Raw genomic sequence first — 22,950 nt, 5'->3', positions numbered from 1 at the left:
CCCGGGGCGTCGAGCACTCGCAGAGGGGGAGTACGTCATGAGCGCGACCGACAGCCCGGCCAACCGGCTGCAAACGCTGTTCGAGGGCCACCGGCTCACGCCGACCCAGCGCCGGATCGCGCACAGCATGGTGCGCCGGGCCGCCGACGTGCCCTTCCTGTCCAGCGTGGAGCTGGCGGAGCTGGCGGGGGTCAGCCAGCCGTCGGTGACCCGGTTCGCGGTCGCCCTCGGCTTCGACGGCTACCCCGCCCTGCGCAAGCACCTGCGGGAGGTCGTCCCCGCCGGGCCGGCCGCCGGGGCCGGCGCGTTCAACGAGTACCAGCAGGCCGTCGAGGCCGAGATCGAGAACCTGAAGCACCTCGCCGAGCTGCTGGCCGACCCGCGCCCGGTGCAAAGGGCCGGCCGGATACTCGCCGCCTCCCGTCCGCTGCCGGTGCTCGGCCTGCGTGCCGCCGCCTCCCAGGCGTACGGCTTCGCCTACTTCGCCGCCAAGGTCCACCCGGACGTCCGGCTGCTGAACGAGGGCGGCACGATGATCCACGACCGTATCGACGCCGCGGTCCGCGCGGGCGCCACCGCCCTGCTCTGCTTCGCCCTGCCCCGGCATCCCCGCGAGGTCGTGGACACCCTCGCCTACGCCAAGGACGCGGGCCTGACCGTCGTCACGGTCGCCGACTCCGCGTTCGCGCCGGTCGCCAAGTACTCCGACCTGCTGCTGCCCGCCGCCGTCGGCACCGGCCTCGCCTTCGACACCGCGTGCGCGCCGATGCTGCTCGGCCGGGTGCTGCTGGAAGCGGTCTGCGACGACCTGCCGGACGCACAGGCCCGCCTGGAGGAGTTCGACACGCAAGCGGCGGCCCGCGGACTGTTCGTGGAATGACCCTCCCGGACGCGCTCTCTCAGACTCGTCTCACGTTCTGCCGTTACCTTCCCTGCGAGACAGGGCGCTTTGCGCAGACGTGACGCGGGAGGCTGACGTGGCGCGCGGAGGACGCGGAGGACAGGGGCTGGCGCGGGTGGCCGTCGTCGTACGGGCGGGGGCCGCGCCGCTGTGGTGGTCCGGGGTGGCCGCCGCCGGGATCGGTGCCGTACCGGAGGGGCTGACCGGGCGCCGGATCGGGGTGCTGGCCGGAGCGGCGCTGTTCCTGATCGGCGCGGCCGTCGTGGCGCCGGCCCGGCGCGGCCGGTACACCGCTCTCGCACGTGGGGCGGCCCGCGCGGGCAAGTACGACGTGCTGCAGGACAGGGCGGTCACCGTGCGCGTCTGGCGCCGGGGGCACCGCTGGTTGCTGCTGCTGGGCTGGGTGGTCGCGTTCGGCTCCGCGTTCGCGGTGCCCGCGGCCGGTGGGATGCTGCTGGCCGGGCTCGGCGCCGGGCTGCGGCTGAAGGCCGCCTGGCTCGGGCGGCTGGAGCGAGCCGGGCAGACGCTGCTGTGGGTGCGCGTCGACTGGCTCGACCGGCGCGGCGGACGCCCGGCGGGCAAGGCCGTGAAGGGCCTGCGGAGTACGGGCGTCGCGGCCGGCGACGCGGCCCCGGGCGGGGCCCGCCGCCGTACCGCGGCACTGATCTGAGGCTTCGTCAGACCTCCAGCTCCGCCTCGATGTTCTTCAGCTGGTGCCGGGCCATCGCCAGGTTGGCCCGGCTCGCGTCCAGGACCAGGTAGAGGAAGAGGCCGTTGCCGCCGCGGCTGCTCAGCAGGCGGATCAGGTGGTACTGGTCGGACAGGGTGATGAGGATGTCCTCGATGCCGCCCTTGAGCCCCAGCATCTCCATCGTGCGCATCTTGGCACGGATCACGTCCGTGTTGCCGGCGGCGGCCACGTTCAGGTCGAAGCTCTTGCTGCCGCCCATCGTGCCCAGCGCCATCCCGCTGGTGTAGTCCACGAGCGCGACGCCGGTGGCCCCCTCGATGGAGGTGAGGGCTTCCTTCAGTGCGGTCTCGGTGTTGGCCATGGTGGTCCTCTCAGCTGTCGGTTGCGGTGCGCGCTTCGGCACTCGTCGTGCGGGGCGTGCGGGTTCGGACGGGGGGCGCCGTACTGACGGACCCCAGGGGTCTTGTGCTCGGCCGGGTGGCGCGGGCGGCGGCCTCGGCGGCGTCCAGCAGCTCCCCGACGCGGGCGCCGGCCCGGCGGCCCTCCAGGTGCAGCCGGCCGACGTTGACCCGGTCCTGGGCGAGCAGGGTCAGTACGGCGGTGCGGCCGGCCGCGTAGGTGGCGATGTAGCCGCGCTCGCCGCGCACCAGCAGCTCCCGGAAGCCGCCGTGCCCGGTGGCGTCGGTGACCCGCATGGCGATGCCGAGCTGGGCGGCGGTGAGGGCGGCGAGGCCCTCCGGATCGACACCGGGGGTGTCGTGGGCGACGACGAGGCCGTCGACGCCGGCTGCGAGGGCGCCGGTGAGCTGCGGTACGCGGGTGCGCAGCCGGCGCAGCTCGTCCAGGACGGCCTCCAGGTCCTGCTCGGGCACCATCAGTTCTCTCCTCTCGGCGGGGCGGTGCCGTTCAAAGCGCCTCCAGCGCATCCCTGAGCCTCTTCAGCAGCGCGATGTCGGGGTCGGTGGTGACCTGGTGGGGCGAGGGTGTGGGCGACGGGGCCTGGGCCGGGGGCACCGGCACGACGTGCCCGGCCGCGGCGAGCCGGCGGATGTCGACCAGCGTGTGGAACGCCTGCCGGCCCAGGTTCCGGGCGAGGTCGGTGGCCGTGCGGACGCCGTCCACCCGGTCCAGGACCGCTCGCTGGCGTGGGGTGACCGGGGCGCCGGCGGCCGGTCCGGCGGGGTCCGCGCGGATCAGCGGGACGCTGTCGGCGGCCGGGTCGGGCCACAGCCGGTGCAGCAGGAGGCGGCGGCGCAGCGTCTCGCGCTCCAGTGCGACCACCGGGACGGAGGGCAGCGGGCCGAGCCGGGGCGCGTTGTCGTACCGGAACCGGCCCGGGGTGCTGCTCGGGGCGAGCGCGAAGTACCCGGCGTCGTACAGCGCGTCCAGGTGGCACAGCTCCAGCGCGCCGGTGGGCAGCACCCCCGCGTGCAGCAGGAGTTCGGCCGCGTGCAGGGGACCCGGGGTCCGGGCGGCGGCCCGCTGCCAGGCGGTGCCCGCGAGGGTGCCGTGGGCCGTGAGGAGCACGTCGAGGCCGGGGGCGAGGGGGCTCTCGGCGTGCACCACCCGGCCCTCGGCGAGGTGCAGGGTGCCGTGCTCGCGGACCAGGATGCCGGTGGCCCGCTCCTCGGCGAGGCGGGTCAGCATCGGGGACAGGGCGCGGGTGGCCCGCTTGTCCCGCACCGGCAGGGCCGGCGGAGGGGTTTCGACCACGGTCATCCCAGCACCAGCCTGGCGGCCATCTCACCGAGCCGGATCCGGGCGAGCGCGAGGTTGCCCTCCTCGCGGCCGAGCCACAGGTGCAGGAACACGCTGCTGTCGAAGGACGTGTCCACGAAGCGCAGCAGGTGGTAGCTGTCGCCGTTGCTGACGATCAGGTCCTCCACCGGCGGCAGGTCGTCCCCGCCGGCCGCGAAGGTGCCGTGCTCGGCGGCCATCCGGGCCAGTTCCGCGGCCTCGGCGGCCGTCGTCTCGTGGTCGCCGCCGGGTGCGTCACCGACCGTGCCGAGGGCCAGTCCGCTCGTCCAGTCCACCAGCGCGGCTCCCCGGGCACCGGGCAGCCGCATCGCTTCGAGTAGGCACTCGTCTATTCCGGGCACCGTGGCTCCCCTCCCGCCTGGGACTCCGGTTGAGTGACGCCGACACTACGCAACGTGTGCGCGGGAGGTGAGGCCTTTGGCATTTTCCGGTGGAACGTGCGTCCGGCGTACTAGTGTTGGTCAACTGACGTGTGTCTCACGGCCGTTGATCCATTTGTTCGAGAGTCTGCGGGGGTGTGTCAACGGCTCCCGGGCGCCCGCAGGGTGGTGAGCGCCGACGCATGCGCCCCGCCGGATTCGGCCACGACCTCGGTGATCGTCTGCGGCGGGCGCACGGTCGCGAAGGCCACGCCCCCGTCGCCGTCCGGTGCGAAGCCGTGGACGCCCGGCCGGGCCAGGGAGTTGTAGGCGTAGTGGTGGGCGAAGTAGTACGCGCCCGTGTCCAGCGCCGCCACGTAGTCACCCTGCTCCAGCAGCGGCAGGGTGCGTCCCTCGGCCAGCAGGTCGCCCGAGAAGCAGGCGGGACCGGCCACGTCCTGCACCACCTCCGGACCCGGCTTCGGGCGTCCCTTGGCGTCGTACGCGGCGATTCGCAGCGGCCACGCCCCCGGCGCGTACACGGTCCGCGTCGCCACCTGCACGCCCGCGTGCGTCACCGCGATGCGCCGCCCGCCCGCGCTCTTGGCGTACTCCACGCGGGCCACCACCGTCCCGTGCTTGGCCAGCAGCGACCGTCCGAACTCGGTCACCAACCCGTACCGCCCGTCGAACAGTCCCGGCACCTGAGCCGCCAGCAGCCGCGCGTACTGCGCGTACGACGGTGTCGTCCCCTCGGACGCGAAGTTCACCGGCAGCCCGCCGCCGATGTCGACGGTGTCGACCTGCCGCCGTCCGACCCGCTCGTTGATCTCCTCCGCGAGCGCGTACGCCTCCGCCACACCCCGGGCCAGCAGCGACAGCGGGATGCCCTGCGAGCCGGTGTGTGCGTGCAGCCGGGTCAGCCACGGCCGCTCCGCGTACGCCCGTACGACCCAGGCGCGCGCCCCCTCGTCCTGCAGCGCCACCCCGAACTTCGAGGTCGCCGTCGCCGTCGAGGTCGCCCCGATCGTGCCGCCGCCGATCTGAGGGTTCACCCGGAGGCCGAGCGGAGCCCGGGGGGCCGCGGAGCCGACGAGCGCGTCCAGCCGGTCCAGCTCCTGCGGGTTGTCCGCGTTCACGGCGATGCCCAGGGCCAGCGCCTCGCGCAGCTCCGCCGGGGTCTTCGCCGGAGCGTCCAGCACCGTCCGGCCGGCCGGGACTCCCGCCGCCCGCGCCAGCGCCAGCTCCCCGGGGCTGGCCACCTCCGCGCCGATTCCCGCCTCGTGCAGCAGTCGCAGCACCGGCACCAGCGGGGTCGCCTTCACCGCGAAGGCGTGCAGCACCGGTGTCCCGGCCGGTACCACCGCGTCGAACGCCGCCCGCAGGGCCGCGGCCGACTCCCGGATGCCGGTGACGTCCAGCAGGCCCAGTACGGCCGCGTCCGGCCCCAGCAGGCCCTGCTCGACCGCCGCCCGCACCGCCTGGTCGCGCCGGGCGGCGCGCTCCTGCGCCTCGCTCTCGATGTCGTGTTCCACGGCGTCCCCGTCCTGTCTCGGCTACCGGTGCTTCCAGCCAAACACCCGCCGCTCGCCGACGCGGCCTTCCCGGCGTATTGACTAGTTCTATTCAGGAAGCCAGGATGTGAATAGACGTAGGCACAGGAGGAGGCAGACGATGTCGGGACCCCGCCCCGTACGAGCACCGCGCGGCACGGAACTGAGCACCCTGGGATGGCAGCAGGAAGCCGCCCTGCGCATGCTCCAGAACAACCTCGACCCCGAGGTCGCCGAGCACCCCGACAAGCTCGTCGTCTACGGCGGAACCGGCAAGGCCGCCCGTGACTGGCGCTCCTTCGACGCCATGGTCCGCACCCTGAGGACCCTCAAGCAGGACGAGACCATGCTGGTCCAGTCCGGCCGCCCGGTCGGCGTGATGCAGACCCACGAGTGGGCCCCGCGCGTCCTCATCGCCAACTCCAACCTGGTCGGCGACTGGGCCAACTGGGAGGAGTTCCGCCGTCTGGAGGCCCTGGGCCTGACCATGTACGGCCAGATGACCGCCGGCTCCTGGATCTACATCGGCACCCAGGGCATCCTCCAGGGCACCTACGAGACCTTCGCCGCCGTCGCCGCCAAGAAGTTCGACGGCACGCTCGCCGGGACGATCACCCTGACGGCCGGCCTCGGCGGCATGGGCGGCGCCCAGCCGCTCGCCGTGACCATGAACGACGGCGTCGCCATCTGCATCGACTGCGACCCGCGCGCCATCGAGCGCCGCATCGAGCACCGGTACCTGGACGTCAGGGCCGACAGCCTGGACCACGCGCTCCAGCTGGCCACCGAGGCCCGCGACGCCCGCCGCCCGCTGTCGATCGGCGTCCTCGGCAACGCGGCCGAGCTGGTCCCGCAGCTGCTCGCGATGAACGCGCCCATCGACATCGTCACCGACCAGACCTCCGCCCACGACCCGCTGGCCTACCTGCCCGTCGGCGTCGCCTTCGAGGACATGGCCGACGCCGCCGCCAAGGACCCGGCCGGCTTCACCACCCGCGCCCGTGAGTCCATGGCGAAGCACGTCGAGGCCATGGTCGGCTTCATGGACGCCGGCGCCGAGGTGTTCGACTACGGCAACTCCATCCGCGGCGAGGCCCAGCTGGCCGGCTACGACCGCGCCTTCGCCTTCCCCGGCTTCGTCCCGGCCTACATCCGCCCGCTCTTCTGCGAGGGCAAGGGCCCCTTCCGCTGGGCCGCCCTGTCCGGCGACCCCGCCGACATCGCCAAGACCGACAAGGCGATCCTGGAGCTGTTCCCGGAGAACGAGTCCCTGGCCCGCTGGATCAAGATGGCCGGCGAGCGCGTCCACTTCCAGGGCCTGCCCGCCCGCATCTGCTGGCTCGGCTACGGCGAGCGCGACAAGGCCGGCGAGCGCTTCAACGACATGGTGGCCTCCGGCGAGCTGGCGGCTCCGCTGGCCATCGGCCGCGACCACCTGGACTGCGGCTCCGTCGCCTCCCCGTACCGCGAGACCGAGGCCATGCTCGACGGCTCCGACGCGATCGCCGACTGGCCGCTGCTGAACGCCATGGTCAACGTGGCCTCCGGTGCGTCGTGGGTCTCCCTCCACCACGGCGGCGGCGTCGGCATGGGCCGCTCCATCCACGCCGGTCAGGTCACGGTGGCCGACGGCACCAAGCTGGGCGGCGAGAAGATCCGCCGCGTCCTCACCAACGACCCCGGCATGGGCGTCATCCGGCACGTGGACGCGGGCTACGACATCGCCGAGTCCGTCGCGCAGGAGCGCGGGGTCCGGGTGCCCATGCGCGAGGGTGACCAGGCGTGACCTTCCACAGCATGTGGGCGGAGCTGCTGCCGGTCGGCCGCAGCTCCGCCTCCGGCGGCTACCGCCGTTACGCCTGGACCGGCGCCGACGCCGACTGCCGGGCCTGGTTCCGGGAGCAGGCCGAGGCGCGCGGGCTCGTGTACGAGGTCGACCGCAACGGCAACCAGTGGGCCTGGCTCGGTGACCCGGCCGCCGGGGACGCCGTCGTCACCGGCTCGCATCTGGACTCCGTGCCGGACGGCGGCGCCTTCGACGGCCCCCTCGGGGTCGTGTCGTCCTTCGCCGCCCTGGACGAACTGCGCAGCAGGGGAGCACAGCTCGGCAAGCCCCTCGCCGTCGTCAACTTCGGCGACGAGGAGGGCGCCCGGTTCGGGCTCGCCTGCGTCGGCTCCCGGCTCACCGCGGGGCAGCTGACCGTCGAGCAGGCGCACCGGCTCACCGACGGCGACGGGATCAGCCTGCCGCAGGCCATGGAGGCCGCCGGATACGACCCCGAGGCCATCGGACCCGACCCCGAGCGGCTGGCCCGGATCGGTGCCTTCGTGGAGCTGCACGTCGAACAGGGACGCGCGCTGGACCTGTCCGGCGACCGGGTCGGCATCGCCAGCGCCATCTGGCCGCACGGCCGGTGGCGGTTCGACTTCCGGGGCGAGGCCAACCACGCCGGCACCACCCGGCTGGTGGACCGGCGCGACCCGATGCCGTCCTACGCCGAGACCGTGCTCGCCGCCCGCCGCGAGGCCGAACTCGCCGGTGCCGTCGCCACCTTCGGCAAGATCTCCGTCGAGCCGAACGGCGTCAACGCGATCCCCTCGCTGGTGCGCGGCTGGCTCGACTCCCGCGCCGCCGACCAGGACACCCTGGACAGGGTCGTCGGCGGCATCGAGAAGGCGGCACGGGAGTACGCGGACGCCCACGGCGTCGACCTCGACGTCGTCCGGGAGTCCTTCACCCCGGTCGTCGAGTTCGACCACGCGCTGCGCGACGAACTCGGCCGCATCCTGGGCCGGGACACCGGTCTGACGGTGCCCGTCCTCGGAACCGGTGCCGGACACGACGCCGGGATCCTGTCCGGGAGCATCCCGACCGCCATGCTGTTCGTGCGCAACCCCACCGGTGTCTCGCACTCCCCGGCCGAGTTCGCCGCCGAGGACGACTGCGTGGCCGGTGTGCACGCACTCGCCGACGTACTGGAAGGGCTGGCCTGCAGGTGACGACACGGACCTACTGGCTGGAGCACGCCTGGCTCGACCCCACCGTCGAGCCGGGCGTGGCCGTCACCACGGAGGACGGCCGGATCACCGCCGTCCGCACCGACGTACCCACTCCGCCGCCCGGCGCCGAGGTGCTGCGCGGCCTGACCCTCCCCGGCCTGGCCAACGCCCACAGCCACGCCTTCCACCGGGCGCTGCGCGGCACCGTCCAGGTCGGCAGCGGCACCTTCTGGACCTGGCGCGAGGTGATGTACTCCGTCGCCGACCACCTGACCCCGGAGACCTACCACGCCCTGGCCCGCGCGGTGTACGCCGAGATGGCGCTCGCCGGCATCACCTGCGTCGGCGAGTTCCACTACGTGCACCACGCCCACGGCGGCACCCCCTACGCCGACCCCAACGCCATGGGCGAGGCGCTGATCGCCGCCGCGGCCGAGGCCGGCATCCGGATCACCCTCCTCGACACCTGCTACCTCTCCTCCGGGTTCGGAGAGCCGCCCAACCCCCACCAGCTGCGGTTCTCCGACGGCAGCGCGGAGGCCTGGGCCGAACGCTGTGCAGTTCTCAAGGAACGGGATCACGCGCGGATCGGGGCGGCCGTCCACTCCGTACGGGCCGTACCCGCCGGCCAGCTGGCGACCGTGGCGCGGTGGGCCGAGGAGCGGCGGGCCCCGCTCCACGTGCACCTGTCGGAGCAGACCGCCGAGAACGAGGCCTGCCTCGCCGCGCACGGCTGCACGCCCACCCGGCTGCTCGCCGACCACGGCGTCCTCGGGCCACGCACCACCGGCGTGCACAACACCCACCTCACCGACGAGGACATCGCCCTGCTCGGCGGCTCGGGCACCGGCACCTGCATGTGCCCCACCACCGAACGCGACCTGGCCGACGGCATCGGCCCGGCTGTCGCCCTGCAGCGGGCGGGCTCCCCGCTGTCCCTCGGCTCCGACAGCCACGCCGTCATCGACCTGCTCGAAGAGGCGCGCGCGATGGAGCTGGACGAGCGGCTGCGCACCCGCACCCGGGGCCACTGGACGGCCGCGGCACTGCTGCGGGCCGCCGGCGCCGACGGCCACGCCGCCCTCGGCTGGGATGAGGCCGGCACCATCGAGCCCGGCGCGCTCGCCGACCTGACCACCGTCGCCCTGGACTCGGTCAGGACGGCAGGGACACTGCCCAGACTGGGCGCCGAGACCGCCGTATTCGCGGCGAGCGCGGCGGACGTACGGCACACGGTCGTGGGCGGCCGGCACGTCGTACGCGACGGCGTGCACACGCTCGTACCCGATGTGCCGCAGGCGCTGGCCGCCGCCGTCGAAGCCCTGCGCGGCTGAGGAACGCCGACCCCCACGAGGACGACACCATGAGCAGCAGCACCGTCATCACCAACATCGCCACACTGGTCACCAACGACCCCTCCCTCGGCGACGAATCCCCCCTCGGTCTGGTCCGGGACGCGGCCGTCGTCATCGACGGCGACCGCATCGCGTGGACCGGTGAATCCAGCAAAGCACCCGCCACTGACAACCGGGTCGACGCGGGCGGCCGGGCGGTGCTGCCGGGCTTCGTGGACTCCCACTCCCACCTGGTGTTCGCGGGCGACCGGACGCAGGAGTTCAACGCCCGCATGTCCGGCCGCTCCTACACCGCCGGGGGCATCCGCACCACGGTCGCGGCGACCCGGGCCGCGAGCGACGCGGAACTGGAGGCGAACCTCACCCGTTACCTCGCCGAGGCCCTCCGCCAGGGCACGACCACCTTCGAGACGAAGTCGGGCTACGGCCTCACGGTCGAGGACGAGTCCCGCGCCCTGCGCATCGCGGCCCAGCACACGGACGAGGTGACCTACCTCGGTGCGCACATCGTCTCGCCGGACTACGCCGACGACCCCGCGGCTTATGTCGCCCTGGTCACCGGCGAGATGCTGGACGCCTGCGCGCCGCACGCCCGCTGGATCGACGTCTTCTGCGAGAAGGGCGCCTTCGACGGCGACCAGGCCCGCGCGATCCTCACGGCCGGCAAGGCGAAGGGCCTGCACCCGCGCGTCCACGCCAACCAGCTCTCCTACGGCCCCGGCGTCCAGCTGGCCGTCGAACTGGACGCGGCCAGCGCCGACCACTGCACCCACCTCACGGACGCGGACGTGGACGCCCTGGCCGGCGGCAACACGGTCGCGACCCTGCTCCCCGGCGCCGAGTTCTCCACCCGGGCGCAGTGGCCGGACGCCCGCCGGCTGCTGGACGCGGGTGTCACGGTCGCCCTCTCGACGGACTGCAACCCGGGCTCGTCGTTCACCTCGTCCGTGCCCTTCTGCATCGCGCTCGCCGTCCGGGACATGCGGATGACCCCCGACGAGGCCGTCTGGTCGGCCACGGCCGGCGGCGCCGCCGCCCTGCGCCGCACCGACATCGGCCGCCTCACCCCGGGCAGTCGCGCGGACCTGACCCTCCTGGACGCCCCGAGCCACGTCCACCTGGCCTACCGCCCGGGCGTGCCGCTGGTCAGCGGGGTGTGGCGCGGTGGCGTACGGGTCGTCTGACCCCTCCTCAGAAGGCGTGGGCGGGCGCGCCGTCCAGCGCGTCCTGCCTCGCCGCCGCCCGGAGCGGGCACACCTCGCCCAGCCGGGACACCCGCCGTCCCTCGCCGAGCACACCGCCGCCCCCGGCAAGCACACCGCCAACCCCGGCGAGCAGCAGTCCCGACCGGGACCCGACGCGCGCGGCGAGCCGTGCGCCCCGCAGCGCGGGGTCCTCGGCCAGGGCGGCCGTCAGCGAGGTCACGGCCGACCGGGTACGGCGGACCAGGCACAGCTCCGGATGGACGGCCCACACCGGCGGCCCCGCCGCCTCCACCAGCGCGTCGAACGAGGGCAACCCGCAGTCCGCCACGACCAGTACGGCCCGCCAGGCATCCGCGTCGGCGCCGCCCGTCCGGCCCAGGGCGCGCAGCAGTGCGGGGAGCCGGTGCTGCGGGGCGAGCAGGGCGAGGACGCCCGGCCCCGGTGGCGAGGGCACGTGGGGCCGGCTGCCCGTTCCCACCGCGTGCGTGCGTACGGCGAGCCCCGAGGCCTGCGCCTGCTCCACAACCATCCCGACCAGCCCGGTCGGTTCGGCCAGCCCGGTTGGTCCGACCAGCCCGGTCGGTTCGGCTAGCCCGGCCGGTCCGACCAGCCCGGCCGGTCCGACCAGCCCGGCCGGTTCGGCTAGCCCGGCCGGTTCGGCCAGTCGGGTCGGTTCGGCCAGTCGGGTCGGTTCGGTCTGTTCGGAAGGCCGGTTCGGTTCGGCTGTCACTTCGGCCGGCGGGGTCGGTTCGGTCGGTTCGGTCTGTCCGGAAGGCCGGGTCTTTTCGGCCGGCTCGGTCAGCCCGGGCGGTTCGGCAGGCCGGGTCTGTTCAGCCTGTCCGTTCCCTCCGTGGACGTCGTCGTACGCCACGGTCAGCGCGGTGGCGCCGAGTGCGAGCGCGCTCTCGGCCAGCGCGCGGGCGAGGCGGGTCTCGTCGGGTGCCCAGCTCACCGCGGGCGGCCGGCCCGGCAGCAGCGGCAGCAGACAGGCGAGACCGGCCTGCCGGTAGACCTCCAGGGCCCCGTCGGTGACCGCCGGGTCGGCGTGCCCGACGACCGCCGCGAAGTCGCCGGCCACCACGGCCTGCGCGACGCCGGAAGCCTCGTGGAAGACCTGCCAGTCGGCCGCCCACGGCGCATCGCTGCGGATCCGGTTCACCTCGGCGAGCAGGACCGTGCCCGCGGCCGTACACGGACCGGTGAGCGGGGCAACGACGGCGACGGCCGGTACCGGCACGACGGTCAGCCCCAGATCAGGGAGTCGGAACCGGCGGCCACGGCCGCGTCCCCGCCCGCCGGCGCGGCAGCGGCGGCCGGCATGGCCGCACCGGCAGCCAGCAGCGCGGTGAGCGCGACGGCGGACGCGAACCGCCGGGCCGGGCGCCGCACGGACCCGGGAGGCCCGGCGTGACCGACCGAAGCACCGGCAGAGACGGACGCGGACACGGCGGCGACAGAGACGGCAGACGCGACAGAGACGGCGGACGCGCCAGAGGAGGCAGATGCGGCGGGGAAGGCGGACGCGGCGGAGAAGGCGGTGCGACGCGGCATGGGGTACCTCCGGGAAGGGTGCGGAAGGAGTGCGGGGCAGGTCGTCAGCATGTGCCGGGACGCTCACCCGCGGCTACGGCTGCGGTGGTTCCGGGACCGGCCATGGCCAGGCCCGGACGGCTCGCCGGCGCCGCCGCAGCGTCCGCATGCCGGACCTTGCCTGGCCAGCTGAGCAGGGCGTTCCTAAGATCCGGACGGCGTCAGGTCCGGGTGGCTGTCGCGCCGGGGGACGACACGGAGGAGGCCCGATGGACGTGAAAGAGCGTGCCCAGGAGCTCTATCGCATCGCACTCGAGGACGCGGCCTGGCACCCCGCGAGTGTGCTCGGCGAACACGGCTGGAGCGACGGGGAGTTCGCCGACGCACTCCAACTCCTCACCCGGCTACGGCTGTTCGTGCCCGCACCGGACAGCGGCAATGGCTGGACGGCACTGTCGCCGGACACCGCCCTGCGCAACCTCCTCATGGAGGAGGAGCAGCACACGTCCACGCTGCTCAGCTCGGTGCAGCGCACGCGGTCCGCGCTGAACCGGATCCTCACGGACTTCCAGCCGGTGCACGCACGGGAGTTGCTGCCGGTGCGGATGGAGGTGGTGACCGGCGCCGCGAACGTGTCGGCGGCGCTGGAGGACGTCTCGCGGCGCGTGGAGGACGAGGTGCTGTCGCTGCACCCCGGGCGCGCGCTGCAGGCCTCGATGGTCGAGGCGGGCCTGGAGCGGGACCTCGCGGTGATCGGGCGCGGGGTGCGGATGCGTACGATCCACCTCGGCTCGGCGGCGGCCGTACCGCACATGGCGTCGTATCTGCGCCGGCTGAGCGCCGCCGGGGCGCAGGTGCGCACCGCGCACACGCTGCCGCTGCGGCTGATCGTGGTGGACAGCTCGACCGCCCTGGTGCCGGCGCCGCCGTCGGCCATCGGCGAGATCACGGCGGTGATCCTGCGGGGCGAGACGCTGGTCGGGGTGTTCCGGGAGATCTTCGAGCACTGCTGGGCGGCGGCGAACGCGCTGACCGACACGGCGGCCGGACCGGACGGGGAGTGGCGCCCCGAAGGACGCCACCTGGAACTGCTGCGGATGCTCGCGGGCGGGCTCACCGACGAGGCCATGGCCCGGAAGCTGGGCGTGTCCGAGCGCACGGTCCGCCGTCTGGTCTCCGAACTGACCGAGCGCCTCGGCGCCGCCAGCCGCTTCCAGGCCGGCGCCTGCGCCCAGCGGCTCGGCTGGCTGGACGGCTGACGGCCGCCGGTCAGGCCCCTTCCACCGCGGCATGCCGAGGAACCGGCGTACCTCCGGGAGCGGCCACCTCGGCGGCAGGGGCGTCCCCGGCGACGGAGCCGCCCCCGCCCGGACGGGCGGCATCCGCGGCGAGGGAGCCGCCGGCTGCCGGACCGTCTGCGCCTGCGGCCTCATCCGGACGGGCGGCATCCCCGGCGAGGGAGCCGTCCCCGGCCGGACGGGCGGCATCCCCCGCAACCGCGGTGCTCTCGGCCGGGCCGGTCTCCCGTTCCCGGTCCGCCACCGCCCGCCCCCATGCCGTGCCGGCGAGCACCAGGAGCGCGCCGAGCAGCCCGAGCACGCCCGGGCGGTCGCCGCCCAGGGCGATGCCGACGGCCGCGGCCCACACCGGCTCGGTGCCGAGCAGCAGGCTGACCCGGGACGGGGAGGTGCGGCGGACCGCCCACATCTGCACGAAGAAAGCGAACAGCGTGCAGAACGCGGACAGGTACACGAGCCCCAGCCAGTCCCCGGCGTCGAAGGCGGCCGCCGCCGACCAGGGCGAGGCACCGGTGCCCGGCAGCGCCGCCAGAGCGGCGAACACCACGACCGCCCCGCCCAGCTGCACGGTGGTCAGCGACAGCGCGTCCGCCCCGCGCACCGACTCCATGCGGGACATGGCGAGGACGTGCACGGTGCGGGCCACGGCGGCCCCGAGCATCAGCAGGTCGCCGCCGGTCGGGGCGGTGAATCCCGCGCCCTGGGTCAGCAGGGCCACGCCCAGCACCGACAGTCCGGCCGCCGCCATGAAGGAGCCGGGCAGCCGGGTGCCACGCACCCTGCTCTCGGCGAGCGGGGTGAGCACCATCGTGAGGCTGATGATCAGCCCCGCGTTCGTCGCCGAGGTGTGCACCACCCCGTACGTCTCCAGCAGGAATATCCCGGCGAGGATCAGCCCCAGCAGCCCGGCACCGCGCAACTGCACGGCGCTCAGCGCGCGCAGCCGCCGCCAGCCCGCGGCTGTCAGCACGGGCAGCACCACGGCGAACCGCAGCACCAGCACGGCGAGCACGGTCGACTCCGTCGTGACGCCCTTGGCGGCCAGATAGCTGGAGCCCCAGACCACCGCGACCAGCAGAACGGGAAGATCGGTCAGCCGGCCGCTGCGGGCCGCGGTGACAGTCATGGACACTCCTCAGGGGATGTACGGAAGCAGACGTACGGAAGCAGACGTACGGAGGGAGACGTACGGGCGGTAGACGTACAGAAGGCGGGGAAGAGCCGGCGGCCCTGGGTCCAGGCAGCCGTCAGGCCGCGCTCGGTCCGCCGTCAGGCCGCGCTCGGCCCCCCGTCAGGCCGCCGTGTACGCGATCACCAGGACGTCGCGGTGGGCGGGCAGTGCGGGGTCCACCGGGCGCACCGGGGTCACCGAGTGCAGCGTGCGGCGGTCGTCGCCCAGCAGCAGGTCACCGGGCTCGGACAGCGTAGTCGTCAGCAGATGCCCGCCCGCGTCGGTGTACACCCCGCTCTCGCCGCCGCTGACGTTGGTGCGGCCGATCAGCAGCGAGGTGATGAAGGTGACCCCGTCGCGGTGCCGGCCCTCGGGGGCAGGCTGGCCCTCCTGTTCGGCGGAGGCGTTGATGCGGTACGGGTGCAGCTTGACGTTCCACCTCGGGGTGCCGTCGACCTCGCTGAAGATCCGGCCGAGCGCGACGAGCAGCGCGCGCAGCAGCGGATCGTTCACGAACGACTCCGTCAGCGGGTCGAAGACCCGCTCGATACCGCCGTTGAGCGGGTTGACCTCGGTCTCCTGCCGGTACGGCGCGTGCGGCAGCAGGGTCGGCTCCCCGACGGCCGGGTCCAGGACGAACTGCCCGTAGCGGCGGTAGCGGTACGTGCCCCCGTCGGCCATGTAGGTGTCCAGCGTCAGCTCGTCCCAGTGCGCGGCGAACCGCGCCCAGTCGGCGGCACCGACGCCGAGCAGGGAGGACAGCGCGGCCGACGGCAGCAGGTGCCCGCCGGGGCCGGACAGGGCGGTGACGGCGTCGACGGCAGCCGGGTGGGCGAGGGCGGTGGTCATGGCGTAACTCCGTGGGTTTCGTGGGCGGTCGGGATCAGGCTGCGGCGGGCAGCAGCGCGGGGGCGACAGGCGGCGCGAACGGCGCCGACTCGGCGGCGATGGCCCGCTCCTCCCACTCCTCCCGGTCCCGCAGGTACAGCGGCCGGGCGGCGGTGATGGCGCGGGTGTCGGCACCGCCCGTACGCAGCCGCCAGGCGACGGTGCCGCTGGTCCGGGCCGCGCAGCTGTCGACGAACGACTGGACGGCCAGGCGCAGTTCGCCGAACCACCGGCCCTCCAGCGCCTCGCGCACCCAGAGCTGCTCCAGGTGCCGCTTCTCGCGGACGAGTTCGGCGTCGAGGCAGGCGCTCTCGATGTGCCGGTAGGTGCGCAGCAGCAGCCAGGCGGCCGGCATCTCACGGATCTCCAGGACCTTCTCGCCGTGGTCCAGGTGCTCCAGGCCCGAGTAGCGGCCCAGCCCGTACGCGCCGACGCGCCGGTTGAGCCGGTCGATCAGCTCGGTGAGCGGCATCCGCGTGCCGTCCAGTGCGACCGGGCGGCCGTTCTCGATGGTGACCGTGAGCAGGTCCTCCGCGCCGGGCTCCGCGGTGGGCCGGCTCCAGCTGTACATCTCCTCGGGCACCTCGTGCCGCTCGGGGTCGTCGAGGATCCCCGACTCGAACTCCCGGCACCACAGGTTGGAGTCCCCGCTCACGATCCGTCCGGCGAGCAGGTCGACGCCGGCGGCGCGCAGCGCGACCAGCTTGTCCTCGCGGGTGACGGGGTCGAGGTCGTACGGGCTGCCGTAGGCGCCCTCGCAGCCCAGCAGCGCCAGCGCTCCGTTGAGCCGGCGCAGGGTGTTCTGCGAGCGGTTGGCGGTGTGCAGGACGGCCTGCGCGCCGAGCGAGCGGGCCAGCCGCACGGCCGTCTCGGCGATGAGCGGGCGGCTGAGGGTGGAACTGACGGGGTGGATGCCCAGGTACTCGGCCTGTGCGGCGATGGCCGGCGCCACGAAGCGGTCGGCGAACTCCTCGCGCCGGTCGAGCAGATGGAGCCGCGCGCCGAGTGCTTCGGCCACCTGCCGTTTGTAGGGGCCCGACTCGTCCTCACCGATGTCCACGCTCACGGCGTGCACCTCCCGCAGGCCCATGCGGCGCAGCCGGAGCAGCAGGTACGAGCTGTCCAGCCCGCCGCTGAACAGGGTCACGACCGGGCGGTCGGGGTCCAGGTTCGCGAGTTGGGCGAAGGAACGGACGAGCGGGAACGGTGCGGTCTTCGCAGCCTCTGTTGTGGTCACGGCAGCAGACTTCTCGTCCGGCACCGCCCGGGACAACTGTTTCCCGCCGTCCGAGCCCGGCCATGACCGCACCCGGACACGTCACGTCCGCCGCATGCGAGCCGGTCCGTGACCGCACGCGGGCACCCTCCCGTCCGCCGCATGCGAAGCCGGAGGCCGGAGGCTGGAGGCCGACGGCCGGTCCGGCGGTCGGTTCAGGGGGCTCCCGCCCGCCACCGCTGTTCCTGCTCGTCGTCGAGCGACCGCAGGGACACCCCGTAGCGGCCGTCGGGGGTCACCGCCGTCTCGATGGCGATGTGCGGGCGGATCGTGCCGTCGGGGTCCACGGTGAAGCGGAGGTTCTCGCCGTTGCGGCTGTAGACCGCGTCGCACTCCCAGATGCCCACGCCGCGCTCCACCGAGCCCCGGCTGTCCAGGCAGAAGTCGTCGTCGGCCGCCGAGCGCAGCACACCGAGGTAGGTGTCGACGCGCCAGCGCTGGGTGGGGGAGGAGGAACAGGGCGCGGTGACCACGTCGTTGCCCTCGGACAGGTCGCCGTCGCGGATGTCCAGACAGCGGCCCGTGGCGCGGTTCACCACCTGAGCGAAGGAGGTGCCCGGCGGCACGGGCGGCGGGGGAGCGGGCTTCGCGGTGGGCCGGCGCGAAGGGCGCGGGGACGCGGACGGGGACGGGGGACGGTGCGACGTCGGCGGGGCAGAAGGCGACTCGGTCGTCCGCGAGGGGGACGGGGAGGCGGAGTGAGTGGGGGTGACGGCGACCGTGGCAGTCACCGTCACCGCGGGGGGCGCGGGCGTCGCCGCCGTCGGCTGCTGGTCGCCGTTCTGCCCGGGCAGGAGCAGGAACACCAGCAGCGGGGTCAGGGCCACGCCCAGTGCCGCGGAGGTCAGCAGCAGCCGACGGCCGGGCGGCCGACTCGCCTTCTCCGCCACGGCCGTCGGTACGACGGCCCGGGCGGGCGGCTCCTCCTGGCGCAGGTACGCCGTTCCCCGCCACGGCAGCAGGCCCTCGGCCAGCGTCTGCCGCGGCGTGTCCCGCAGCGCCCGCAGGTCCTCGAAGGCGGCCGTGCAGTGCGGGCAGTGCGCCATGTGGGCGTCCAGGTCGGCGCTGTAACGGGGGCCGTCCGGCCGTAGCGCCTCCTCGATGAGCCGCCGGAAGTCCGCGCAGCGCGGGTCGTCGGAGGCGGCCAGCCGGTGCCGCAGGCAGGCCTGGGCCAGCGCCTTGAGGGCCTGCGGGGTGCCGTAGGCGACGTCCGCGCGGCTCAGCCCGAGGAAGGCGGCGGTCCGCTCGACGGGTTCCTCGTCGAGGACGCCGTACCAGAGCAGCCCCTGGGTGCGGGACGGCAGCGACTGGAACGCGGGGAGGAGGGGCGGGGTCGGGCCCTCGGACAGGCCGGCCGCGTTCAGCACCAGCAGCAGCCCCGGGTCGACGCCCGCGGAGCGCTCGTCGCGCGACCAGCCGGCCGCCAGCCGGGCGGTGAGCAGCAGCAGCCGGTGCCGCAGCGGAACGGCGGGGTCGATGCCGCGGGCGGTCTCGCGGGCCGTCGTGGTGATCGTCTCCGCCGCCAGCCGGTGGGCCACGGGCTCGCTCGCCGCGCACAGCCGGGCGTAGGCGAGGACCGCGGGGTGGTGCCGCCGGCGCAGTTCCTGCAGCGCCGGATACGCCGTCGGCGTGGCCAGACGCAGCAGTTCGGTCAACCGTGCGTCCGGCGCGTCCTCGTGGCTCCCGTCCGCCTCGGCCCGGTCCCCCTGAGCCATGCGCCACCCTCCGTCCCGGAAATGCGGCCGCCATACCAGCCGGTTTGGGGGCCCATAGTGGAGGAGGGGGCGGTCCGGGGAAAGAGGTTTCCGCGGATAACCGCATAACGGTTGGGGTGTTGGGTACCCACCAGCCGGTGTGGAAGGACCCGGATACGGCGAAGCGGCCCGCCGTCGCCGGCCGGGCCGCTCACCGCAGTACGGGAGAAGTCACTCCTCCAGGGTCAGCCCCTTGCGCAGCCGCACGAGCGTGCGCGAGAGCAGCCGGGACACGTGCATCTGGGAGATGCCGAGTTCCTCGCCGATCTCGGACTGGGTCATGTTGGCCACGAACCGCAGCGAGAGGATCTTCCGGTCCCGCGGCGGGAGTTCCGCGATCAGGGGCTTGAGCGACTCGATGTACTCGATGCCTTCGAGGCCGTGGTCCTCGTACCCGATGCGGTCCGCGAGCGCGCCCTCGGTCTCGTCCTCCTCGGGCTGCGCGTCCAGCGACGAGGCGGTGTAGGCGTTCGAGGCGGCCATGCCCTCGACGACCTCGTCCCTGGAGATGCCGAGCCGCTCGGCGAGTTCCGTGACCGTGGGTGCGCGGTCCAGCTTCTGGGCCAGCTCGTCCCCGGCCTTCGCGAGGTCCAGGCGCAGCTCCTGCAGCCGGCGCGGGACGCGCACGGACCACGAGGTGTCACGGAAGAAGCGCTTGATCTCGCCGATGATCGTCGGCATCGCGAAGGTGGGGAACTCGACGCCGCGGGTCAGCTCGAAGCGGTCGATCGCCTTGATCAGGCCGATCGTGCCGACCTGGATGATGTCCTCCATCGGCTCGCTGCGGGAGCGGAAGCGGGAGGCGGCGAACTTGACGAGCGCGAGGTTGAGCTCAACGAGCGTGTTGCGGACGTACGAGTACTCGTGCGTCCCCTCCTCCAGCGACTGGAGGCGCTCGAAGAGGGTCTTGGACAGAGCCCGCGCGTCTACCGGGCCGATCTCGTCGTACGGGGGGATCTCCGGGAGTCCCTCGAAGAGGTCGAGGGCGTCGATGGGATGATCCAGTTTTTCCGGTGGGGGTGTCGACGTCGCGATCGGGGTATGCGATGCGTCGAGCCGGGGTGACATGGGTGTCCTCCATCGTTCTCGGCATATGGCTGCCGAAGCCAGTACGTGCACTGCGGTGTGCGGCGCCTCCGAAGCCGGCGTGTAGGGGTGTGTGTCTTTACTAGCCCTACCCGCTGCACCGAGCGAGTCGCAAGTGCGTTATGTATTGGTATGTCCGTTTGTGTGCGGTTGTTCGGGTGTCGGAGTGCGCAAGGAAGGCGTAATGTTCGAGGGCATCAGGCAGCCACGACCTCGGGAGAGAGACGGCATGGACCACGGGACGGTCGGCAGCGCACAGTCGGGCCGGCTTCTGGTGGAGGTGCGGGAAGAGGGCTCCAGCGCCGTTGTGACACCTGCGGGTGAGCTGGACCACCACACCGCCGATCTGCTGCGTGAGCCCCTCGACGACCTGCTGGCCAAGGGCTTTTCGCGGCTCGTGGTGGACTGCTCGCGCCTGGAGTTCTGCGACTCCACGGGGCTGAACGTCCTGCTCGGCGCCCGGCTGAAGGCGGAGGCCGCCGGTGGCGGGGTCCACCTGGCGGGAATGCAGCCGGTGGTCGCCCGCGTGTTTGAGATCACAGGGGCGGAGGCGGTCTTCACCATCCACGACTCCGTGGAGGCGGCCCTGGCCGACGGTGCCGACTGACCGCCGCCCCGGCCATGCCCGCCCGGTTCCCGGGGTGGCCGCTCCCGGCGTTGCATCCGTCACGTCGAACGCGAGGGTGTTCCGTCGGATCGGTCGGGCAGGAGAGGGCAGAAGAAGCAGGAGGCATCCTGCCGGCCGCCGGAACTCCCGGCACCGGCGAACCACCTGGACGGGACGTATCCCCGGCGGACGGGCGGGCGCGGAGCCCCGCACGGACGACGGCGGACGACGGCCGGACGGCACAGAGGCCGGCCGGCGTCGGCGGTCCCGGCCGTCCGACCGACTTTTGAATCGTGAACTGGTGAATCGGTGAGGTGAAGCGCTGATGAGCACCACCCGGCCTTACTCGCCGGGCGACCGCGGCCCGGAGCCCAGCGGCGCTTCCGGGGCGTCCGGAGGGGGTGCGCCGGCTCCCGGCGCAGCCGCGGGGGCAGCCGCGGCGTCCGTGCCGTCCGGACCGGCCGACGGTACTCGGCAGACCCAGGGCCGGCAGGTCCGCAGGCTCCGCCTGGAAGGCGAGAGCGGGGTCGTCCCGCTCGCCCGAGACTTCACCCGCCAGGCGTTGTACGCGTGGGGCTGGCTGCCCGCCGCCACCGCCGACCAGCGGGCCGCGGCCGAGGATGTACTGCTGGTCGTCTCCGAACTGGTCACCAACGCGTGCCTGCACGCCGAGGGCCCCGACGAACTGCTCCTCGCCTGCGACAACAAGGTGATCCGGCTCGAGGTGTCCGACCGGGGCACCGGCCAGCCGGCCCCGCGCACCCCGCACCGCGCCGGCCGTCCCGGCGGGCACGGCATGTTCATCGTGCAGCGGCTGTGCCTGGACTGGGGCGTCGTCCGCGCCCCCGGCACCCCGGGCAAGACGGTGTGGGCGGAACTGGGCGCACCGGCGTGATCCCGCCAGGCGCCGGTCCGACCGCCCGCCCTCCCGCGTCCGTACGCCCGTACTTCCTCCCGCATCCGTAGGGCCGCGTTTCCTCCTGCATCCGTAGGGCCGTGCTTCCTCCCGCATCCGTAGGGCCGTGCTTCCTCCTGCATCCGTAGGGCCGTGCTTCCTCCCGCATCCGTAGGGCCGTGCTTGTTTTCTTGCCAGCACGGCAGTCTTCCTCCGGGCCCGCACGGCCGTTCTCCCTCCCGCGTGCATGGGGCCGTCTTCCTCCCGCGCGCCCACCCCGCGGTGCCTCCCGCGCCCCCGTCTCCACTCCGGCACCCCGTCGCGCACGCCGGATCGCCACAACTCCGGCCTGTGACGCATCTTCCTTCCTCACGGCCCCGGGCGTACCTTGACGGCCGAATCTGATGTGCCGTCAGGAACTTCCCCGGGTTCCCGAAGCCGTGAACGAATGGGGTGGACCGACCGTGTCGTACCCGAAACGAACCTCCGCGCTCGCGTCCGCCGCGGCCCTGGCCGGCTCGGCGGTGCTGCTGGCCGCGCCGGCGGCCCACGCCGAGGTCGTCGACGTCAACTACCGCTGCCAGACACCGATCGGCGTCAAGAGCGCCGTCTCGCCCATCGACATCAAGGGCGTCAGGAGCGGCAGCGGCTACAAGATCACCATGTCCTGGCAGAAGGGCGTCTCCTCCAGCCCGGTCGAGCTGGGCAAGGGCGCGATGAGCCCGAGCGCCACCATCGCACTGGGCGGCGCCGAAAGCGGCGCGCTCGCGGTCAGCGGTCCCGCCAACGCCGCCGCGATCCCCGCCAACACTCCCATCAAAATCAGCGACTTGAGCGGCACCTATACGCCGAAGAAGGCCGGCAAGGTGACCTTCACGCCGGGCACTCTCACCATCAAGGCGCTCGGCACGACGACGACCTGCACGCCGACCAACAGCCCCAAGCCGGCCCTGACCCTGGACGTGACAGCGGCCGGCGGCTCGTCCTCCGGCGGCTCCTCGTCGTCGTCCTCATCGTCCTCATCGTCCTCGTCGTCGTCTTCGTCGTCCTCAGGCGGTTCCTCCTCGGGCGGACAGCTCCCGCAGACCGGTCCCGAGGACTCCGCCGTCGCCCTCGGCACGCTCGGCGGCACGGTGCTCCTGGCCGGCGCGGCGGGCGTCCTGTGGCTGACCCGGCGGGGCCAGACCGTACGCCGCTGAAGGGGTGGGACCGGACCGCGCCACCGACGGGGCGGGGCCGCCGCGCAGCCCGCAGCCACTGCGAGGCCCGCTCGCATGCCGCAGCCGCTGCGGGGCCGCCGCGCAGACCGCAACTACTGCGAGGCCGCCTCGCGTTCCGCAGCCGCTGCGGGGTCGTCCCGCCCACCGCAGCCACTGCGAGGCCCCCGCAGACCGCCGCCCGCGGTGCGACGAGACCGCCCGCCGAACCGCCGTCCGGCCACCACCGCTGGAGCCGCCCATGCCGCCCCTCGCACCCGCACCCGCGCCGGCCTCCGGCCCGTCCTCACGCCTGCCGCTGGCGCCGTCCATGCCGCCCCTCGCACCCGCACCCGCGCCGGCCTCCGGCCCGTCCTCACGCCTGCCGCTGGCGCCGTCCATGCCGCCCCTCGCACCCGCACCCGCG

21 protein-coding genes and 1 pseudogene are annotated in these 22,950 nt (G+C 73.8%); 10 read left to right on the top strand and 12 right to left on the bottom strand.

The window, feature by feature from the left end:
* Nucleotides 1-37 precede the first annotated feature (37 nt).
* Together ACZ4SF_RS35500 and ACZ4SF_RS35495 are read left to right on the top strand one after the other, a co-directional pair.
* The gene (locus ACZ4SF_RS35500; RefSeq protein WP_468392736.1) at nt 38-880 is read left to right on the top strand and encodes a MurR/RpiR family transcriptional regulator; all 843 of its coding nucleotides are present in this window, start codon (nt 38-40) and stop codon (nt 878-880) included.
* Between the two features lie 97 nt (nt 881-977).
* Complete coding sequence (locus tag ACZ4SF_RS35495; protein ID WP_468392734.1) at nt 978-1,571, top strand: hypothetical protein; 594 nt, start codon at nt 978-980, stop codon at nt 1,569-1,571.
* Between the two features lie 7 nt (nt 1,572-1,578).
* Here the strand turns inward: ACZ4SF_RS35495 and ACZ4SF_RS35490 are convergent, their stop codons facing one another.
* The 5 genes from ACZ4SF_RS35490 to ACZ4SF_RS35470 all read right to left on the bottom strand — a co-directional run bounded on the left by ACZ4SF_RS35490 (nt 1,579) and on the right by ACZ4SF_RS35470 (nt 5,244).
* Entirely contained in the window at nt 1,579-1,953 is a 375-nt protein-coding gene (locus ACZ4SF_RS35490) for a roadblock/LC7 domain-containing protein (RefSeq protein ID WP_468392732.1), read from the bottom strand.
* 10 nt (nt 1,954-1,963) lie between these two features.
* Complete coding sequence (locus tag ACZ4SF_RS35485) at nt 1,964-2,467, bottom strand: roadblock/LC7 domain-containing protein (RefSeq protein ID WP_468392730.1); 504 nt, start codon at nt 2,465-2,467, stop codon at nt 1,964-1,966.
* A 31-nt stretch (nt 2,468-2,498) separates the two neighbouring features.
* Entirely contained in the window at nt 2,499-3,311 is an 813-nt protein-coding gene (locus ACZ4SF_RS35480; RefSeq protein ID WP_468392728.1) for a transcriptional regulator, read from the bottom strand.
* Nucleotides 3,308-3,691 (bottom strand): hypothetical protein, encoded by a 384-nt coding sequence (locus ACZ4SF_RS35475; RefSeq protein ID WP_468392726.1) that lies wholly within the window; start codon nt 3,689-3,691, stop codon nt 3,308-3,310. The genes ACZ4SF_RS35480 and ACZ4SF_RS35475 overlap by 4 nt, the downstream gene beginning before the upstream one ends.
* A gap of 179 nt (nt 3,692-3,870) precedes the next feature.
* Complete coding sequence (locus tag ACZ4SF_RS35470; protein WP_468392724.1) at nt 3,871-5,244, bottom strand: type III PLP-dependent enzyme domain-containing protein; 1,374 nt, start codon at nt 5,242-5,244, stop codon at nt 3,871-3,873.
* Nucleotides 5,245-5,383: 139 nt separating this feature from the next.
* Here ACZ4SF_RS35470 and hutU point away from each other — a divergent pair, with 139 nt between their 5' ends.
* The 4 genes from hutU to hutI are packed head-to-tail and all read left to right on the top strand — an operon-like array spanning nt 5,384 to nt 10,801.
* Nucleotides 5,384-7,048 (top strand): urocanate hydratase, encoded by a 1,665-nt coding sequence (gene hutU / locus ACZ4SF_RS35465; protein WP_468392722.1) that lies wholly within the window; start codon nt 5,384-5,386, stop codon nt 7,046-7,048.
* Complete coding sequence (locus tag ACZ4SF_RS35460; protein ID WP_468392720.1) at nt 7,045-8,262, top strand: allantoate amidohydrolase; 1,218 nt, start codon at nt 7,045-7,047, stop codon at nt 8,260-8,262. Before hutU ends, ACZ4SF_RS35460 begins: the two co-directional genes overlap by 4 nt.
* A complete protein-coding gene (locus ACZ4SF_RS35455) occupies nt 8,259-9,596 on the top strand; it encodes a formimidoylglutamate deiminase (RefSeq protein WP_468392718.1) in 1,338 nt (445 codons plus the stop codon). Before ACZ4SF_RS35460 ends, ACZ4SF_RS35455 begins: the two co-directional genes overlap by 4 nt.
* A gap of 29 nt (nt 9,597-9,625) precedes the next feature.
* Nucleotides 9,626-10,801, top strand: a complete 1,176-nt coding sequence (gene hutI, locus ACZ4SF_RS35450; protein ID WP_468392716.1) for an imidazolonepropionase — start codon at nt 9,626-9,628, stop codon at nt 10,799-10,801.
* A 7-nt stretch (nt 10,802-10,808) separates the two neighbouring features.
* On the opposite strand, the gene ACZ4SF_RS35445 is transcribed toward hutI, so the two are convergent.
* Together ACZ4SF_RS35445 and ACZ4SF_RS35440 are read right to left on the bottom strand one after the other, a co-directional pair.
* Nucleotides 10,809-12,059, bottom strand: coding sequence for a hypothetical protein (locus ACZ4SF_RS35445; protein ID WP_468392714.1), 1,251 nt, complete (start codon nt 12,057-12,059; stop codon nt 10,809-10,811).
* Nucleotides 12,060-12,064: 5 nt separating this feature from the next.
* Nucleotides 12,065-12,211, bottom strand: a complete 147-nt coding sequence (locus ACZ4SF_RS35440) for a hypothetical protein (protein ID WP_468392712.1) — start codon at nt 12,209-12,211, stop codon at nt 12,065-12,067.
* 410 nt (nt 12,212-12,621) lie between these two features.
* On the opposite strand from ACZ4SF_RS35440, the gene ACZ4SF_RS35435 reads away from it, so the two are divergent.
* Nucleotides 12,622-13,611, top strand: coding sequence for a helix-turn-helix transcriptional regulator (locus ACZ4SF_RS35435; protein ID WP_468392710.1), 990 nt, complete (start codon nt 12,622-12,624; stop codon nt 13,609-13,611).
* A 274-nt stretch (nt 13,612-13,885) separates the two neighbouring features.
* Here the strand turns inward: ACZ4SF_RS35435 and ACZ4SF_RS35430 are convergent.
* The 5 genes and pseudogenes from ACZ4SF_RS35430 to ACZ4SF_RS35410 form a co-directional block, all read right to left on the bottom strand.
* Nucleotides 13,886-14,776 (bottom strand): annotated as a pseudogene (locus ACZ4SF_RS35430) (DMT family transporter); the annotation flags it as partial.
* Nucleotides 14,777-14,941: 165 nt separating this feature from the next.
* Nucleotides 14,942-15,670 (bottom strand): 2OG-Fe dioxygenase family protein, encoded by a 729-nt coding sequence (locus tag ACZ4SF_RS35425; RefSeq protein ID WP_468392708.1) that lies wholly within the window; start codon nt 15,668-15,670, stop codon nt 14,942-14,944.
* 34 nt (nt 15,671-15,704) lie between these two features.
* The gene (locus tag ACZ4SF_RS35420) at nt 15,705-16,946 is read right to left on the bottom strand and encodes an argininosuccinate synthase-related protein (RefSeq protein ID WP_468392706.1); all 1,242 of its coding nucleotides are present in this window, start codon (nt 16,944-16,946) and stop codon (nt 15,705-15,707) included.
* Between the two features lie 194 nt (nt 16,947-17,140).
* A complete protein-coding gene (locus tag ACZ4SF_RS35415; protein ID WP_468392704.1) occupies nt 17,141-18,700 on the bottom strand; it encodes a ricin-type beta-trefoil lectin domain protein in 1,560 nt (519 codons plus the stop codon).
* Between the two features lie 210 nt (nt 18,701-18,910).
* Nucleotides 18,911-19,807 carry an RNA polymerase sigma factor SigF gene (locus ACZ4SF_RS35410; RefSeq protein WP_468392702.1) on the bottom strand — a complete coding sequence of 299 codons (897 nt, stop codon included), beginning with the start codon at nt 19,805-19,807 and terminating at the stop codon, nt 18,911-18,913.
* Nucleotides 19,808-20,054: 247 nt separating this feature from the next.
* On the opposite strand from ACZ4SF_RS35410, the gene ACZ4SF_RS35405 reads away from it, so the two are divergent.
* The 3 genes from ACZ4SF_RS35405 (at nt 20,055) to ACZ4SF_RS35395 (ending at nt 22,526) form a co-directional block, all read left to right on the top strand.
* Entirely contained in the window at nt 20,055-20,432 is a 378-nt protein-coding gene (locus tag ACZ4SF_RS35405; protein WP_468392700.1) for an STAS domain-containing protein, read from the top strand.
* 325 nt (nt 20,433-20,757) lie between these two features.
* Nucleotides 20,758-21,327, top strand: a complete 570-nt coding sequence (locus ACZ4SF_RS35400; protein ID WP_468392698.1) for an ATP-binding protein — start codon at nt 20,758-20,760, stop codon at nt 21,325-21,327.
* A gap of 464 nt (nt 21,328-21,791) precedes the next feature.
* Nucleotides 21,792-22,526, top strand: a complete 735-nt coding sequence (locus ACZ4SF_RS35395; protein WP_468392696.1) for an LPXTG cell wall anchor domain-containing protein — start codon at nt 21,792-21,794, stop codon at nt 22,524-22,526.
* Nucleotides 22,527-22,950 lie beyond the last annotated feature (424 nt).

This window comes from Streptomyces sp. NPDC027663, assembly GCF_055566415.1.
The sequence above is the reverse complement of the archived record's forward strand: the minus strand, read 5'-3'. Positions and strand labels throughout refer to the sequence as shown.